15 protein-coding genes and 3 pseudogenes are annotated in these 15,308 nt (G+C 66.5%); 12 read left to right on the plus strand and 6 right to left on the minus strand.

What is annotated here, in order from left to right:
* Nucleotides 1-203: 203 nt before the first annotated feature.
* Entirely contained in the window at nt 204-683 is a 480-nt protein-coding gene (locus ACHMXA_RS30870) for an aminoacyl-tRNA deacylase (RefSeq protein ID WP_395322625.1), read from the plus strand.
* 150 nt (nt 684-833) lie between these two features.
* On the opposite strand, the gene ACHMXA_RS30875 is transcribed toward ACHMXA_RS30870, so the two are convergent.
* Nucleotides 834-1,268 (minus strand): hypothetical protein, encoded by a 435-nt coding sequence (locus ACHMXA_RS30875; protein ID WP_395322081.1) that lies wholly within the window; start codon nt 1,266-1,268, stop codon nt 834-836.
* A gap of 18 nt (nt 1,269-1,286) precedes the next feature.
* Here ACHMXA_RS30875 and tnpA point away from each other — a divergent pair, with 18 nt between their 5' ends.
* From tnpA to tnpC, 3 genes are all read left to right on the plus strand, one after another.
* Nucleotides 1,287-1,634, plus strand: a complete 348-nt coding sequence (tnpA, locus tag ACHMXA_RS30880; RefSeq protein ID WP_281147577.1) for an IS66-like element accessory protein TnpA — start codon at nt 1,287-1,289, stop codon at nt 1,632-1,634.
* Entirely contained in the window at nt 1,610-1,960 is a 351-nt protein-coding gene (tnpB, locus tag ACHMXA_RS30885) for an IS66 family insertion sequence element accessory protein TnpB (protein WP_281147578.1), read from the plus strand. Before tnpA ends, tnpB begins: the two co-directional genes overlap by 25 nt.
* A gap of 64 nt (nt 1,961-2,024) precedes the next feature.
* A complete protein-coding gene (gene tnpC / locus ACHMXA_RS30890; RefSeq protein WP_395322083.1) occupies nt 2,025-3,593 on the plus strand; it encodes an IS66 family transposase in 1,569 nt (522 codons plus the stop codon).
* A 137-nt stretch (nt 3,594-3,730) separates the two neighbouring features.
* Here the strand turns inward: tnpC and ACHMXA_RS30895 are convergent, their stop codons facing one another.
* The 4 genes from ACHMXA_RS30895 to ACHMXA_RS30910 form a co-directional block, all read right to left on the minus strand.
* Nucleotides 3,731-4,180, minus strand: coding sequence for a carboxymuconolactone decarboxylase family protein (locus ACHMXA_RS30895; protein WP_281147579.1), 450 nt, complete (start codon nt 4,178-4,180; stop codon nt 3,731-3,733).
* 149 nt (nt 4,181-4,329) lie between these two features.
* The gene (locus ACHMXA_RS30900; RefSeq protein WP_348638670.1) at nt 4,330-5,265 is read right to left on the minus strand and encodes a sigma-70 family RNA polymerase sigma factor; all 936 of its coding nucleotides are present in this window, start codon (nt 5,263-5,265) and stop codon (nt 4,330-4,332) included.
* A gap of 415 nt (nt 5,266-5,680) precedes the next feature.
* Nucleotides 5,681-6,103, minus strand: coding sequence for a hypothetical protein (locus ACHMXA_RS30905; RefSeq protein WP_176666165.1), 423 nt, complete (start codon nt 6,101-6,103; stop codon nt 5,681-5,683).
* Nucleotides 6,100-7,044 carry a manganese catalase family protein gene (locus tag ACHMXA_RS30910; RefSeq protein ID WP_395322085.1) on the minus strand — a complete coding sequence of 315 codons (945 nt, stop codon included), beginning with the start codon at nt 7,042-7,044 and terminating at the stop codon, nt 6,100-6,102. Before ACHMXA_RS30910 ends, ACHMXA_RS30905 begins: the two co-directional genes overlap by 4 nt.
* Before the next feature lie 507 nt (nt 7,045-7,551).
* Between ACHMXA_RS30910 and ACHMXA_RS30915 the strand changes: the two genes are divergently transcribed.
* Entirely contained in the window at nt 7,552-8,040 is a 489-nt protein-coding gene (locus tag ACHMXA_RS30915; RefSeq protein WP_395322087.1) for a PA2169 family four-helix-bundle protein, read from the plus strand.
* 257 nt (nt 8,041-8,297) lie between these two features.
* Here the strand turns inward: ACHMXA_RS30915 and ACHMXA_RS30920 are convergent.
* Nucleotides 8,298-9,050, minus strand: a pseudogene (locus ACHMXA_RS30920) (OBAP family protein); the annotation flags it as partial.
* Nucleotides 9,051-9,286: 236 nt separating this feature from the next.
* Between ACHMXA_RS30920 and ACHMXA_RS30925 the strand changes: the two are divergent.
* The 7 genes and pseudogenes from ACHMXA_RS30925 to ACHMXA_RS30955 all read left to right on the plus strand — a co-directional run bounded on the left by ACHMXA_RS30925 (nt 9,287) and on the right by ACHMXA_RS30955 (nt 15,257).
* Nucleotides 9,287-9,817, plus strand: a complete 531-nt coding sequence (locus ACHMXA_RS30925) for a DUF4142 domain-containing protein (RefSeq protein WP_395322088.1) — start codon at nt 9,287-9,289, stop codon at nt 9,815-9,817.
* A gap of 73 nt (nt 9,818-9,890) precedes the next feature.
* The gene (locus ACHMXA_RS30930) at nt 9,891-10,088 is read left to right on the plus strand and encodes a hypothetical protein (RefSeq protein ID WP_395322089.1); all 198 of its coding nucleotides are present in this window, start codon (nt 9,891-9,893) and stop codon (nt 10,086-10,088) included.
* A 46-nt stretch (nt 10,089-10,134) separates the two neighbouring features.
* Nucleotides 10,135-10,650: a helix-turn-helix domain-containing protein gene (locus ACHMXA_RS30935; RefSeq protein WP_395322090.1), complete on the plus strand. Its 516-nt coding sequence runs from the start codon at nt 10,135-10,137 to the stop codon at nt 10,648-10,650.
* Nucleotides 10,651-10,744: 94 nt separating this feature from the next.
* A pseudogene (locus ACHMXA_RS30940) lies at nt 10,745-10,900 on the plus strand (ABC transporter permease); the annotation flags it as partial.
* A gap of 151 nt (nt 10,901-11,051) precedes the next feature.
* Nucleotides 11,052-12,092, plus strand: a pseudogene (locus tag ACHMXA_RS30945) (acyl-CoA dehydrogenase family protein); the annotation flags it as partial.
* 256 nt (nt 12,093-12,348) lie between these two features.
* Entirely contained in the window at nt 12,349-13,485 is a 1,137-nt protein-coding gene (locus tag ACHMXA_RS30950; protein ID WP_395322092.1) for an ABC transporter ATP-binding protein, read from the plus strand.
* Complete coding sequence (locus ACHMXA_RS30955) at nt 13,470-15,257, plus strand: ABC transporter permease subunit (RefSeq protein ID WP_395322094.1); 1,788 nt, start codon at nt 13,470-13,472, stop codon at nt 15,255-15,257. The genes ACHMXA_RS30950 and ACHMXA_RS30955 overlap by 16 nt, the downstream gene beginning before the upstream one ends.
* Nucleotides 15,258-15,308 lie beyond the last annotated feature (51 nt).

The following is a 15,308-nucleotide window of genomic DNA, read 5'->3' on the forward strand; positions in this document are numbered from 1 at the left end:
CGAAAGCGGTCCTGGATGCCATCCCACCCGTCATGTTCGTGACGATCATCGCTCCGACCCCTGCTTGTCACCGGATGGCCCGAAACTCTGGCGGGCCTGCTGGCTGCAGTAGCGTCGGCTCGCCTCCCGCTGCTGGGAACGATCCTGGTGGGCGTTCTTGCGGTGGCTGTGCTGCGTCTTGGGCTCGGTGCGCTTGGCGTTCCATGAACGAGGATCTGATGAGCCCTGCAATACTTTCCTTCCTGACATCGCGCGATGCCGTCTTCAAGGTTCATGAGCACGGCCCTGTGATCAGCTTCCGGGAGGCGAAGCTCTCGCTTTCCTTCGATCCCGATGCGATGGTGAAAAGCCTTGCCTTCCGCCTGCCGGGCAATCGCCATGCGATTGCGGCCATGCGCGCGGCCGAACGGGCAGACTACAAAAAGGTCGCCGACGCGTTAGGTGTGAGGCGCGCGGATCTGCAGATGGCGACCGACGAAGAACTGGCGCAGTTTCTGTCCATGGTTTCAGGCGGCGTGGCCCCCTTGCCGATCAACAGCGCGCAAGTGGTGATCGACTCGGGGGTGGCGGAAATGGAGACGATCTATTGCGGCACCGGGCGCAACGATTCGACGCTGGAGATCCGCAGCACCGAACTCCTCCGGGTCAGCTGTGGCTCGCTGAGCGACATCATCAAGCGGTGATCGCTCGCATCGGTGTACGCTTTGACCCGCCGGGCACTAGCCGGGACGGGTGAGCCACGGCTCGCCGCTTTTCTTCGCGAGATGCTTGTGGGCACACGCTGGCGCAGCCCAAAGCTGCGACGTTGATCGACCCTTGCGCCGAAACGATGTTCATGTCGGACGCCGTTTCAACCAGTCGGTGAGAAGGGGAGGGCGGCGTGAAGCCGTCTTGAGTCGAGCGCTCAAGGACTCCATCAAGGACTCGAAGTACTTCGCAGCCTTGTCGCTGGCTTCAGTCGCGCGAGACAACGCTTGTTGTAGATCGGGGCCATGTTCCCCATCGTCGATGCATCGGGTCAGTTGCTCTCGCGCCTCGTTAGCTTCACGTTCGGCCTCCAGCCAATCTTGCAAACAGCTACGCGATCCCGCCTCAAACATCTGGCTAACCTCCGGAATACTGTCGTAGAAGGTTGCTGCAGATGGCTGTGTAGGAATTCTTCCTCTATCCGCCGCAGCGGTCGCTGCCAGTCCGCGCATCGCTGGAGCGTATGCGTCCGGCCAAGTCATCTTGAACTGAAGAGAAGCGGCGGCAAGGATCGCGTCCACGTAACTTAGGTGGACGCGATGACAAGCGAGAAGACACAGTCCCGGCGACGCTACAGCGCTGCGGCAAAGGCCCAGGTGGTAGCCGAATGCAATGAGCCCGGCGCGTCGGTGGCCAAGGTAGCGATGGCGCACGGCATCAACGCCAACGTCGTGCACCGCTGGCGGCAATTGGCCCGCGAAGGCCAAGTGAGACCCGTCAAGGCTGGCGAGTTCATCGCACTGCCGCTGATGGCGTCACCCGAGGCTGCTGCCTCATCGGCAGACATCCGCGTCGAACTGCGCCGCGGCCCGATCACGATGACCATCACATGGCCGGCCAGTGCCGCAACGGACTTCGCGATTTGGACACGCGAGTTGCTGCGGTGATCCGTGTGGAGGCGGTGTGGCTGGCCTGCGAGCCGCTGGATATGCGCTCTGGCACCGAGTCGGCGTTGGCCCGCGTGGTCAAGGTCTTCGGCGAGGCCAGGCCCCACCACGCCTACCTGTTTGCCAACCGACGGGCCAACCGCATGAAGGTGCTGGTACACGACGGCATCGGTGTGTGGCTGGCAGCGCGGCGGCTGAACAGCGGCCGCTTCGTCTGGCCCAGGGATGGCAGCACGCTGTCGCTGACCCACTCGCAGCTGAACGCCTTGGTGCTCGGACTGCCGTGGCAGCGTGTCGGCGAGGCCGGCGTGATCAAGGTGGTGTGAGCCCGTCCATTGCGGACTGTGCCGATGGTGGCCGGCTGAGCCTGCTGGCACCATCACCGCCGTGATGAACAGCAGCAGCGCCAACGCCCTTGATGCAGCTCCTGATCCGGCGTTCTCGGGCATGAGCTTTGCCGAGGTGTGCGCCTTGGCCAGCCGACTGCAGACCGAGGTACGGCACGCCCAGGCGCTGAACGCCAAGATGGCCCATGAGATGGCCGTGCTCAAGCGGCTGAAGTTCGCCGCCAGCGCCGAACGCTTCAGTCCCGAGCAGCGCAACCTGCTGGAAGAGGCCATCGACGAGGACCTGCAAGCCCTGGAGCGCGAGGTAGGCAAGCTGCAGTCGCCAGCCAAGGCAGCAGGGGAGAAGCAGACCCCGAAGCGGCAGGCGCTGCCGGCCCACCTGCCGCGCTACGACATCCACCACGAACCCGACGACACCACCTGCACCACACCGGGCTGCGGCTGCCAGATGAAGCGCATCGGCCAGGACGTGGCCGAGAAGCTCGACTATGAGCCTGGACGCTTCAGCGTGCAGCGCCATGTGCGCGGCAAGTGGGCCTGTACCCGGTGCCAGACGCTGATCCAGGCACCAGTGCCGGCCTGCGTGATCGACAAAGGCATGGCCACCGCGGGCCTGATGGCGCACGTGGCAGTGGCCAAGTACATCGACCACCAGCCGCTGTACCGCCAAGAGACGAGCCTGGGTCGCGCAGGCTTCGCAGTGCCGCGCTCCACCCAGGCCGAATGGATCGGCGCCATCGGCGTGGAACTGGCGCCGTTGGTGCAGGCCATGCGCGAGGACCTGCTCGGGCACCACGTGCTGCACTCCGACGAGACCCCGGTGGCGATGCTCAAGCCAGGTCATGGCAAGACGCACAGAGCCTACTTGTGGAGCTACTGCACCACGGTCTGGGACAAGGTCAACGCCGTGGTCTTCGACTTCGCCGAGAGCCGTGCCGGGCACAACGCACGGCGCTTCCTGGGCATCGCCGAAGACGGCAGCGGCGGCTGGCGAGGTACGCTGATCTGCGACGACTACGCGGGCTACAAGCAGGTGATGAGCGCTGGCGTGACCGAGGCCGGTTGCCTGGCGCACGCACGGCGCAAGTTCCATGAGCTGTGGGCCAACCACAGCAGCATGCTTGCCGAGGGGGCGCTCAAGCTGTTCGCCAACCTCTACGACATCGAACGCGAGGTCAAGGACCTCGGGCCGGGCGAGCGGCTGCGCGTGCGGCAAGCCAGGTCCAGGCCGGCGGCCGACTTGTTGCACGCCTGGTTGATGGCTAATCGTCAGAAAGTGCCAGATGGCAGTGCAACGGCCAGGGCCATCGACTACAGCCTCAAGCGCTGGGCTGCGCTGACGCGCTTCATCGACGACGCCGACCTTGCCGCAGACAACAACCGCATCGAGAACCTGATCCGCCCCGTCGCGTTGGGCAGGAAGAACTGGCTGTTCGCCGGTAGCCTGCGCGCGGGCCAGCGCGCCGCCGCCATCATGAGCCTGCTGCACACCGCCAGGCTCAATGGCCATGAGCCATCCGCTTACCTCAAGGACGTACTGCAGCGGCTGCCGACCCAGCCAGCATCTGCACTGCGCGATCTGCTGCCGTACCGCTGGACGCCGCTGACCTGAGCTGCGGCATCTCCGGCGTCAAGATGACTTCGCCTGGCGCATACGTCGCAGTAGCCGGCCAGCAAGATCGGGAAGTTGATGCCGCACTACTGAATGGAACCCACGAGCTCAGCCAATAGAGCGGCGCGCCGCAGCCGTTAAGCTTTCGCCCGCGGCTTCATGCGGAAGCTGATGCCCATGCGGTTAATGGCGTTCATCGCGGCGATGGTGAGGGTCAGGTTGACCAAGTCCTTCTCGCCGAACACTGCCAACGCCGCCTCGTAGGCTTCATCGGAAGCGTGTGTTTCGTTGACGCGGGTGACTTCCTCGGACCAGGCGAGGGCCGCTCGCTCTTGCTCCGAGAACAGGTACTCCGCTTCGTGCCACACCGGCACGAGGACTACTTTCTCAACCGACATTCCGCCAGTCATCAGGTCACGGGTATGGATGTCGATGCAGTGGGCACAGCCATTGATCTGCGAGACTCGCAGGAACACCAGATGGATAAGCTGGCTGGGCAAGGACGTGCCAGAGGTGACGAAGTGATGCAGGCCACCGATGGCCTTTGCGCCCTCCGGGGATACTTGGAACCAAACTGCGCGGGTCATGAAACGCTTTCTTCAAGTTGAGACTGGATGCGGCTGCAGGAGCAACCTGGTCCCAAGACGTTTGACGTGATCGCGTTGTGACAGTCGCAGGGGAAAGAAATGTCGCCCCAGGCCTCAGGTTCCTGGTGGCGGCGCGTTTGGCCGGGAGCTCAGGAGACGAGTGGCTTCTCCTTCAACGTTGCCAACTTCACCGGATTCCGCTGGATGCGAACCCGAGAGACCTGGACATTGGTGAACTCAAATGTCTGTACGGAGTCAAGCGCACCATCGATGTAGCGCAGGAGGGACCATTCGCCATTCAGTATGGCCAGCTCAAGTCGCATAGCGTCACCGTGGCGAAGGTGCATCGCGTAGTAAAGCTGAGCGATGCGTTGAGCTCCAAACAAAGGCCCCGTGAAGCTTGGCCTGACGTCGCCAAAGTCGCCCAGCATCTCCGCTTCCTCTGCGAGCAGCCTCTTAATGCCCTCAAGGTGACCGCTCGAAATTGCTTGAACGAGTCGTCGCAACAGTTCCAGCTGAGCCACTGCTGGCATTGGCGGCGCCTTCATGCCCGCTGATTCGCGTGCGTTCTCCAGCCTTCGCTTGGCTCTATGGACAATCTGCCGGGCGGAGGCTTTGCTTCGGCCAATAGCCTCGGCTACTTGCTCGTACTCAGCGTCAAACACCTCACGCAGCAAAAACGCGGCCCGCGCTTCCGGCGACAGGCAGTCCAGAAGTAGCAAGAAGGCGATGGACACATTGTCGGCGGTCTCACACGCTTGCTCAGGCGTGGTCGGCGCCCGTTCCAGTAGCGGCTCCGGGAACCACGGGCCCGCGTACGTCGCTCTCCGCAGTTTGGCCGCCCGAAGACGGTCAATCGCCATCCGCGTGGTCACGGTCACGAGCCAAGCTTCAGCATTCAAGACTTGGGCCTGGGACGATTTCGTCTCCTCATGCCAGCGCAACCATGCGTCCTGCACCAAGTCCTCCGCCTCCTGTACGGACGAAAGCATGCGATAGCCAATAGCCATCAACCTGGGACGCACGTTCGAGAACAGTTCGGTAGACGCGGACGACATGGCGAGCAAGTCTAGTACGAAGGTCAAGCTCCTTGGTGGGCGTGGCCATCTCCTCGGCGCGAGCTAATTTCGGCCATCGGTCTACGACGTAGGGGGTGATGCCATACTTCATCACTACCCTGCTCCTGTAATCAAGTCCACCTAAGTTGGGTGGACGCGATCCTTTCTGCCGTCAGCCCCGGTTTCAAGATGACTTGGCCGGACGGATACGCTGGAGCCACCTCCGCAATCTGCGGGCAGTCGCCCCACGGAAAAAGGGCGGCTCGCTGACCACGGCCTTGATGCCATGCACTGCGGCTGCCACGGAGTCAGTGTCCTGCAGGTCGCCCTGGACTATCTCGATACTGGTCTCATGCAGATGGACGGTGCGCGCTCTATCGCGCAGTCGCTGCAGGCGCCGCACTTCCTGCAGTTCCGCATGCGCCATCGGGGGCCGGGCCCGCTAGACGTTGTGCAGGTAGCGTTCCATGCGCGCCACCTCCACGATGCGCTGCGGCTGGCTGTCGATGAGGGCGATCGGCGCGCGATGACCGAGCTCTCGCTGAGGCCGCAGGAACCAGTCGGCACGCTCCCAGTCTTCGGTCCAGCCCGCGAGTTCGGCCACTACGCAGGCCACGCCTCGGCGCTGCGACATGTCGCTGCGCTCGAACTGGAAGACCGGGAACCACAACACCTCCCGCCAGGTGAAGAACAACAGCTCGCGATGTGCGATCCGGCGGGCGAGCCAGGCGAAGCCACCGGGGTTCCTGGCGGCCACCCGCGCTGCGATCTCGCTGTCGCGCGCGAGGCCGCCGGTTGGGCGGTAGCCGCACAACAGTGCGTTGAAACGCTGATCGAGCGGGTCGACGACGGCATCCTTGTTCACTTGAGCGGCTTGCGCAGGAGGCCTTCGGGATCGGGACCCACGAGGTCCGCGTCGGGCGCAAGGCCGTCTTCCCCGCCCATACCGAGCTCGGCGCCCGTGAGTGGATCGCCGTCGCGCGCCGACTGCGTGCGCGCGGCCATCTGGGCGACCACCGGCGCTTCTTCGGCCGAGAGTTCGACTGTGGCCAGGCCGTCGCCGCCGCCGACGGGTGCGGAGTCCTGTGTCATCGGCATGAAGTCCCATTTCCCGCCCTGGTTCCAGGGGCCGCGCAACTCCGGCTCGCCCTTGGACATGCGGAAGTAGACGCTGGTGAAGCGCGGGTCGCCCGGCAGCTTGCCCGGCGGAAAGTTGGGTGTGATCGCGTACAGCGCCTTCTCGAAGGACTTCTGGTGCGCGATCTCGCGCGTCATGAGAAAGCCCAGTGCCTCCTTCACCCCGGGGTCGTCGGTCAGGTTGATGAGGCGCTCGTAGACGATCTTGGCGCGCGCTTCGGCCGCGATGTTGGAGCGCAGGTCGGCAGTCGGCTCGCCGATGCTGTCGATATAGGCGGCCGTCCAAGGGACGCCCGCAGAGTTCACCAGGGCCGGGCCGCCGCCGTAGAGCACCTGCGTGAGATGGCTGTCGTTGCCTGCGCCGGTGATGCTGCGGTAGAGCTCGCCTTCTTCCTCGACGCCTTCGGCCAGCCGCCCCTTGGCCCCCTTGTTGAGCATGCCGACGATGGTGCCGATGATCTCGAGATGGCTGAGTTCCTCGGTGGAGATGTCGAACAGCATGTCCTTGCGGCCCGGGTCGTCCTCCCCGAGGGCCTGCGTGAAGTAGCGGCAGGCCGCGGCGAGTTCGCCCTGGGGGCCGCCGAACTGCTCGAGCATGAGGTTCGCGAGGCCGGGGTTGGACTCGCTCACGCGGACGGTGTACTGAAGTCGCTTGTTGTGAGAGAACATGAAGATGGCTCCTGGTTGGTTAGAGGGAAAGGATCGGCATTGCGTTCGGGCTGGAGCGTGCTTCTCCGATGCCACGAATGGCGCGTGCCCGGCGCGGGTCATGTGTCGTGGCAAGCGGCATGCCGGTCGAAGGCGGGACGAACACCCGGGGCGAGGAGCAGGAGGGCGGTTGCATGCGCCCCGCGTGCCTCTGCACTGCTTTCTTCGTTCGCTGCGAATCGGTGCTCCACAGGGGCCTGCCGGCAGTTTTGCAGCAAGTTTTGCCAATCCGCCGAAAAGGAATTCCGTGCTGCCGACCAGTGGCGCCTCGTGGCTTGACGATCTGCTCGTCGCCTGGCCCGCGCAGGTCCTGGCCGGCAAATGACTGACAGCGTGCCTGCAGAGTGGATGACACCGCCCTCGCGGCACGCGCGCACCATGGATTGCAGCGAGCCATTCCGGCCCGTCGGCCGGACGCAGGCGCGAGCCCCCGCGTTCGGCCTAGCCATTCCCTTGAAGGAGCTTTCCATGCCTGACTACACGACAGCCGGCAGCCCCGGCGCCACTGGATCCGAAGAAGTGGTCGACGTACTCGACGACCTCCTGGAGAACGCACGCGACGGCGAGTACGGCTTCAAGGCCTGCGCGGACGAAGTCAATTCGCCTCAGCTCAAGCAGGTTTTCCAGGACCGCGCTTCGCAATGCGCCGCGGCTGCGTCCGAACTGGCACAACTGATCCGCCGGCTGGGCGGCAAGGTCGACGACGGCGGCACCGTGGCCGGCGCAATGCATCGCGGCTGGGTCCATGTGAAAGGATCGCTCGGCGCCGACAGTGCGCTGTCGATGCTAGAGGAGTGCGAGCGCGGCGAGGACGCAGCCGTGGCCCGCTACCGCAAGGCACTCAAGGCGCCGATTCCAGCGGACGTGCGCTCCGTGGTGGAGCGGCAGGCACAAGGGGCGCAGCGCAATCACGACCAGATCAAGGCATTGCGCGACCAGATGCGCGCAGGGGCCTGAGGGAGCCGTGATGACCGGCTCATCCGCAAAGACCGCCCGGCAACCGCCTAGGCAGTCGCCGGTGAACATCGACCAGAACCGCGCGGTGGGGCAGGACAGCCCCGCCGAGGGCAGCCGCATGGGGCGCGAGGCCAACAAGAAGCGCGGCTACCCCGGCTCGCCCGACATCGGCACCAACGCCGCCCAGAAAGAGGAGGCGGGAGAGAAGCTCCCGCCCTCGGACGCCTGAGCGGCGTGCCTCCGGCCGTTGCAGGCGCGTGCGGCGTGCCGGTCGGATCCGGCAGCTGCACGGCGCGGCCGGCCTGCCAGGCATCGGCGCCGGGCGCCACTGCAGGCGCGAGGATGTCTTCACGGTCCCTTCGCTTGTCATCGCTGCGCACGCCGAAGCGCCGGTCCCGCTCCTCGATCATCGCCGTGTCGGCTTGGCCGTCCGAAGTGAAGCCCATCATGAGTTGCGGCACGCCCAAGGGCAGTTCCTTGTGCTGGTCCGTGTGCCAGGTGTGAAAGGTCTTGCCGTAGGTGCCGACGAGCTTCTTCATCAGCGCGTGCTCCGCAAGCTGCGGAATCCCCGGCGCGATCAGCTGGCCCGATTTCACCTCGTGCGCATGGCTGTGCCAGAGCGCCTTCTCCGCATCGGGCAGCCCCTTGAAAAGGGCTTCGCTCACGATGTACTCCACGCCCATGAGCTTGGACTGCCTGGTGTTGCCATCGAAGATCACGCACTGGATCAGTTCCTCGTTGAGGATCGTGCAGTAGTGGTGTGCTTCCATCTGCGCGTCCATCCGGCCGCTATAGAAGTGGAAGCCGTCGAGATAGGCGTTGAGCGCTTCCACGGGCGGCTTGTCCTGCAGCAGGACGGCACCCGCCTCCAGCGCCGCTGTGTCCTGGCGTTTCTGAGCGCCCGGCGCCTGGACGCTGGAAGGGCTGGTCCCGTCGCCGCAGCCTGTAAGCGCAAGGGCGATCATCAGCATTGCGCCGCGCGTAGCGATGTCGAGGAAATGGCGGCCCATGGATTGCGTCCGGAATGGAGTTCCTGGTTGTGGCAATCGGCATGCCTGTCGGAGCCCGTGCGTATTGAAGACCGCCTTGGCCGGCCTCGGACCGGTGACCTGGTCGTCAAACGAACGTCCTATCGCTCCAGGTGCCAGGAAGGAGTTTGGAGCATGTGGATTTGATTCTTCTCCTACACGGCGAGCGGCGAGAGGGCGAGAGCCTTCGATGCTTGATCAACCCAGGAGTGCATCCCATGACCCGATTTCCTCTTCACCTCGCGGCTCGCGTCGCCGTCGTTTCCTCGTTGCTCGCCGTCTCTTCGGCATGGGCCGCCGACAAGCTCGCGGCCGCCGATGCGGCGATGCTCAAGGACATCGCGCAGGCCAACATCGCCGAGGTCGAGACCGGCAAGATGGCGCTGGAGAAAAGCTCGGACGCCGAAATCAAGAAGTTCGCGCAGATGATGGTCGACGACCATTCCAAGGGGCTCGGCGATGTGAAGACGCTGGCTGCCGCCAAGGGCACCGAGCTGCCCGACTCGCCGGACGTCAAGCACAAGGCCACGGCTCTCGAATTCAAGGCACTATCGGGCGGCATGTTCGACAGCCGCTATGTGAAGCAGGCGGGCGTCGGCGACCACGAAGCCACCGAGAAGCTGCTGAAGAAGACCCAGTCCCAGGCGAAGGACGCCGATCTGAAGGCCCTGGCCGGCAAGATGTTGCCGGTAGTGCAGTCGCACCTGCAACACGCGCGCACCCTGGAAGCCGGCATGGCCAAGAAGTAGGGCATGGACCCGCTCCGGCCTGCGCCGCGCGAGCCGTGCAGCGCGCAGGCCGGCGGTTCAATAAGGAGTTCTCATGGACAAGGATCGAGACAAGGGCGGCCGCGCGGGCCGCAGATTGATGGCCGCATTGTTGGCCGTCATCGCGATCATCGTGGTCGGCATGCTCTTCTTCTACGGCGTGCGAAAGCCGGAGCGAGGGCCGGGCAACGTTCCGGCCCAAGGGGCCGCGAAGCCGCTGCAGGACAACGGAAGTCCGCCCACGTCGAAGTAGGTGCAGCAGCAGCGCTTCGAGCGGGTGCGCGGAACTACGAGTCCGTATGAACGAGGCGGTTCTCGGCACGCCCGCTTCCGCCATCGCCGGGCACACCATCGCACTCGAGGATCTGTGGGGCGACAGTGCGCGGCTGTTCGATCGGCTCGCCGGCGCGCGCAGCATGGCCGAGGCGGCCGCGGCGCTGGAGGGCGCAATCTCCGAGCGCCTCGGCACCGCGCAAGGACGCAATACCCATCCGCGTTTCGCGCTCGAAGCCGCCAGGAGGCTGCAGAGCGCCAGCGTGGACGTTGTCGCCGCAGACCTCGGCGTAAGCGCCCGACACCTGCGTCGTGTGTTTCGCGAGGCCTTGGGCACCAGCCCCAAGGCATTCGTCAGGCTCACGCGCTTCCACCGCGCGCTGCGCGATGCGCGTCAGGACGGCCGCACGGGCTGGGCGGGCATCGCCGCTGCCGCCGGGTACTACGACCAGGCGCACCTCATCGCCGAGTTCCGGGCGATTGCCGGCGTGACGCCGCGTGCACTCGTCGACGAACTCCGTGCGGGGCCTGGGATCGACTGAAGTCAGGTTACTGCGCTGGCGCGCGGAACGGGCCTGGCCATCGTCGTCATCAGGAAGCGTGGCGAACTGATCCAGTGTTTCAGTGTTCGAACAAGGAGCCGGCGGGCTGGGCGACCTCGCGATCCGCTACGGCTACGAGCGCTACGAGACGCGCGTGATGTTCGAGGTGATCGTGATCCTCATCGCGCTGGTGTCCGTGATCCAGTTCGCGGGCGAATGGCTGTCGCGAAAGGTGGACCACCGGCGCTGAGGGCGCATATGGCGGACGGCGCAATACGGGATTCGCATTTGGTCATGCGGATTCCTTCGTTCTGCATGCGAACCTTCGTTCCTAGACTCGATGGCTCCCTTGTCGAGCGGTTCCCTCGCTCCCTGAAGCCGGGTGGAGTCCCTTGTCATCCTTGCCCTCCCCATCTCCCTCATCTTCGTCATCTGCCGCCTCTGCGGCCGATCCCTTCGATGAAGACTTCGGCGGTCTCACGCAGACAGTCCAGGCGCTCGCCGACTCGCTCGCCGCCACCGCCGCTGCGCGCGACCGGGCCGGCGGCACCGCATTGGCCGAGCGGCAACTGCTGCGGCAAAGCGGGCTGCTGACGCTCGCCATTCCGTCGGCCTACGGCGGGCAGCAGGCGGCATGGCCGCTGATCTTCCGCATCCTGCGCAGGCTCGCCCAAGCCGACAGTTCGCTCGCGCACCTGTTCGGCTTCCAGCACCTGCAGGTGGCGAGCATCCTGCTGTTCGGCTCGCAGGCGCAGCAGGCGCGCTACCTGGGCCAGGCGGTGGAGCATCGCTGGTTCTGGGGCAACGCCGTGAATGCACGCGACACGCGGCTCACCGCCAGGCGCACCGAGCAAGGCCTCGAGATCGACGGCGTCAAGGGCTTCTGCTCCGGCGCTTCGGATTCGGATGTGCTCAATGTCTCCGTCACCCTCGGCCCCGAGCCCACCGACCGCGTCTTCGCCGTGGTGCCGACCTCGCGTGCCGGCATCCGCGTGCACGACGACTGGGACAACATGGGCCAGCGCCAGACCGACAGCGGCAGTGTTTCCTTCGACCGCGTGCAGATCGCGCACGACGAGGAGCTCGGGCCGCCCGGCGTGGCGTCGAGCCCGCGCGCGACGCTGCGCAACCTGATCGGCCAGATCGTGCTCACCGAGATCTATCTCGGCAACGCGCTCGGCGCGCTGCGCGAGGCCATCGGCTACCTGCGCACGCAGACGCAGCCCTGGCCCATGGCCGGCGTGACGCGCTCCGAGGACGACCGGATGCTCCAGCTGCGCGCCGGCGAGATGTGGTCGAGCCTGCGGGCCGCCACGGCGCTTTCGAACCTGGCCAACGAGCGCTTCCAGCAGGCCTGGGACCGCGGCAGCGAGCTGACCGCCGAGGAGCGTGCCACGCTGGCCGTGGAGGTGGCCGCGGCGCGCACCCAGGCCGGCCGCGTGGCGCTGCAGGTGACCTCGCAGATCTTCGAACTCGTGGGCGCGCGCGGTACCCGCGGCGCGCCACGGCTTCGACCGCTACTGGCGCAACGTGCGCGTGCACACGCTGCACGACCCGCTCGACTACCGGCACCAGGGCATCGGCGCGTGGCTGCTGGCGGGCGAGGCACCCAACCCGTACGGCTACGGCTGACGGGAACTTCGCATTGCCTGACGCCGTGCGGCGGTCGTCACTCCTTCACGCACTCGTCTTCCCTCCATGAGTTCCATCGGCACCGACATTCCCCTGCACGCCCAGGCCCTGCGCACCGCAGGCGCCGCCTCCATCGGCAGCGCGATCTCCATCCGCGGCCTGAGCAGGCGCTTCGGCCGCTTCACGGCAGTGGACAACGTCGACCTGCAGATCGAGCCCGGCGAGTTCATCACGCTGCTGGGCCCGAGCGGCAGCGGCAAGACCACGCTGCTGGGCGCCATCGCCGGCTTCGCCGAGGTGGATGCGGGCGACATCCTGGTGGACGGACGCTCGGTGCGCGGGGTGCCGCCGCACCGGCGCGGCTTCGGCATGGTGTTCCAGCACTACGCGCTGTTCCCGCACATGACGGTGGCGCAGAACGTCGGCTTTCCGTTGCGCATGGCGGGCCTCGGCCGCGCGGAAAGCGCACGGCGAATCGGCGAAACGCTCGAGCTGCTGCACCTGGGCGACTACGCCGAACGCCTGCCCGCGCAGCTCAGCGGGGGCCAGCAGCAACGGGTGGCCATCGCGCGCGCCATCGTGCGCCGCCCGCCGGTGGTGCTGATGGATGAGCCGCTGAGCGCGCTCGATCGGCGCCTGCGCGAGGCGATCCAGATCGAGATCCGCGCGCTCCATCGCACGCTCGGCACCACCATCGTCTTCGTCACCCATGACCAGGGCGAGGCGCTGGCGCTGAGCGACCGCATCGCGGTGCTGGACCAGGGCCGGATCGTGCAGGTCGGCACGCCCGGCGCGCTGTACCGGCAGCCGGGCAGCGAGTTCGTGGCGCGCTTCGTCGGTGAATCCAACGTGCTCGACGCCCGCGTACTGCGGGTGCAGGGAGAAGATGTCGTGCTGCAGGCCGGCGACGCGCACCTGTTCGAGGCGCGCCATGCGGGCGCCGCGCTGGCGCCCGGCCAGCAGGTCAAGGTGCTGGTGCGGCCCGAACGCGTGGCGCTGGTGGCACCAAGCACACCGGGCGCGTTGGCCGCCACGGTCGAATCGACCGTGTTCCTCGGCGAGATCCTGCGCATCGATGCGGTGCTGGCCTCGGGCGACCGGGTGCAGGTGCGCTGCCTCGATCCGCGCGACGCCCGGCAGCCGCTCGCCGGCGAGGCGGTGCACCTGGCCTGGCACGCGGGCGACGCGTGGGTGCTCGCGTGAGCGCGGCGGCGGCAGCCCCGGCGCGGCCCGCCCTGGCGGCACGGCTCGACCTGCGCAACCCCGCGTGGCTGCTCGCGCCGGTGCTGCTGTTCTTCGCGTTCTTCTACATCCTTCCGCTCTTCGACCTGCTGCACCTGAGCGTGGCGGGCGATGCGGGTCTCTCGTACTACGCCCGCGTGTTCGAGGTGCCGCTGTACCGCGATTCGCTGCTGCGCACCTTCGGCATCGCCGCCGCGGTGGCTGCGCTGTGCGCGCTCTTCGGCTATCCGACGGCGCTGCTGATCCACCGCGCGCGCGGCACCTGGAAGCTGGTGCTGACGGCGGCCGTGGTGCTGCCTTATTTCATCTCGGTGCTGATCCGCACCTATTCGTGGATGGTGCTGCTCGGGCGCAACGGGCCGATCAACAAGCTGCTGCTCGCGCTGGGCCTGGTCGACGCGCCGCTGCCGCTGATCTTCAACCGCGCCTCGGTGCTGATATCGATCAGCGCGGTGCTGCTGCCGCTGCTGGTGCTTACCGTGGGCGGCAGCCTGGCGCGCATCGATCCGCTGGTGCAGCGCGCCGCCACCGCCAGCGGGGCAGGGCCGCTCGCGGTGTTCTGGCGCGTGCTCTTTCCGCAGACGCTGCCCGGGCTGCTCGCGGGCGTGCTGCTGGTCTTCATCTCGGCGCTGGGCTTCTTCATCACGCCTTCGCTGCTGGGCGGCCCGGCCGACCAGATGTTCGCGATGCACATCACGCAGCAGGCCGACTTCCTCGCCAGCGGCGGCTTCCTGCAGGCGCTGGCAGCGGTGCTGCTGGCGGTGATGCTGCTGGTCGTCGTGGTCGCAGCACGCTTTCTCGGGCTGGAGTTCATCTGGGGCGGTCAGCGCGCGGGCAAGTCGGCGCTCGAAGCGGTGCACGCTCGGCAGCCGTCGTGGCGGCGCGCGGTGCTCGAACGCGCGGCCGACATGTTCGGCTGGCCGCTGCTGCGCGCGCTCGGCCTCGTGCCCTCGTGGCTCGGCCGGCTGGTGTCGGGCGGTCTGGCAGCGGTGGCCTATGCGACCTTGCTGCTGCCCATCGTGGTGGCCGCGCTCATTTCATTCAGCGACTCGGCCTACATGCGTTTTCCGCCGCCGGCATATTCGCTGCGGTGGTACGAGAAGTTCCTGTCCGACCCGGCATGGATGTCCTCGCTCGGCACCTCGGTCGCAGTGGGGCTGCTCGCGACCGCGATCTCCGTGGTGCTGGGCACGGCCGCCGCGTTCGGGCTGGTGCGGTCTTCGCTGCCGGCCAAGTCGGCCTGGATGACCTTGCTGGTGAGCCCGATGATCGTGCCCGGCGTAGTGCTCGGCCTCTCGCTCTACAGCCTGTTCCTGCGCGCCGATCTCGCGGGCAGCGTGGCAGGCCTGGCGGCGGCGCACGCCATCGGCGGCATACCGCTGGTGCTGGTGATCGTCGCGGCAAGCCTGCAGGCGGTGGATATCCGCCAGGAGCAGGCCGCGGCCGTGCATGGCGCCTCGCCGTGGCGGGTGTTCCGTTTCGTCACGCTGCCGGCGATCCGCCCGGGCGTGCTCGCGGCGTCGTTCTTCGCGTTCCTGCATTCCTTCGACGACCTCGTGCTCTCGATGTTTCTCAGCGGGGCGCGCATGACGACGCTGCCGCTGCGGCTGTGGGGCAACGTCAACTACAAGCTCGACCCGGTGCCTGCGGTGGTGGCGACCTTCGAGGTCGCGCTGATCGTCGTCGGCCTGTTCTTCGCGCGCTCCGCATGGGCTGCGCGCCAGCGGCGCTGATCGTCGAATTCATTTCATCCCCCTTGTTCGTCATCCGCAGAAAGAAAGCAT

The organism is Variovorax sp. UC74_104 (assembly GCF_044055375.1).
GTDB lineage: Bacteria > Pseudomonadota > Gammaproteobacteria > Burkholderiales > Burkholderiaceae_C > Variovorax.

Bases quoted from the DNA above. Each gene is read 5' to 3' on its own strand.
- ACHMXA_RS30870 (WP_395322625.1), top strand. From the start codon at position 204: ATGAACGAGGATCTGATGAGCCCTGCAATACTTTCCTTCCTGACATCG.
- tnpA (WP_281147577.1), top strand. From the start codon at position 1,287: ATGACAAGCGAGAAGACACAGTCCCGGCGACGCTACAGCGCTGCGGCA.
- tnpC (WP_395322083.1), top strand. From the start codon at position 2,025: ATGAACAGCAGCAGCGCCAACGCCCTTGATGCAGCTCCTGATCCGGCG.
- ACHMXA_RS30895 (WP_281147579.1), bottom strand. From the start codon at position 4,180: ATGACCCGCGCAGTTTGGTTCCAAGTATCCCCGGAGGGCGCAAAGGCC.
- ACHMXA_RS30910 (WP_395322085.1), bottom strand. From the start codon at position 7,044: ATGTTCTCTCACAACAAGCGACTTCAGTACACCGTCCGCGTGAGCGAG.
- ACHMXA_RS30915 (WP_395322087.1), top strand. From the start codon at position 7,552: ATGCCTGACTACACGACAGCCGGCAGCCCCGGCGCCACTGGATCCGAA.
- ACHMXA_RS30925 (WP_395322088.1), top strand. From the start codon at position 9,287: ATGACCCGATTTCCTCTTCACCTCGCGGCTCGCGTCGCCGTCGTTTCC.
- ACHMXA_RS30930 (WP_395322089.1), top strand. From the start codon at position 9,891: ATGGACAAGGATCGAGACAAGGGCGGCCGCGCGGGCCGCAGATTGATG.
- ACHMXA_RS30935 (WP_395322090.1), top strand. From the start codon at position 10,135: ATGAACGAGGCGGTTCTCGGCACGCCCGCTTCCGCCATCGCCGGGCAC.
- ACHMXA_RS30950 (WP_395322092.1), top strand. From the start codon at position 12,349: ATGAGTTCCATCGGCACCGACATTCCCCTGCACGCCCAGGCCCTGCGC.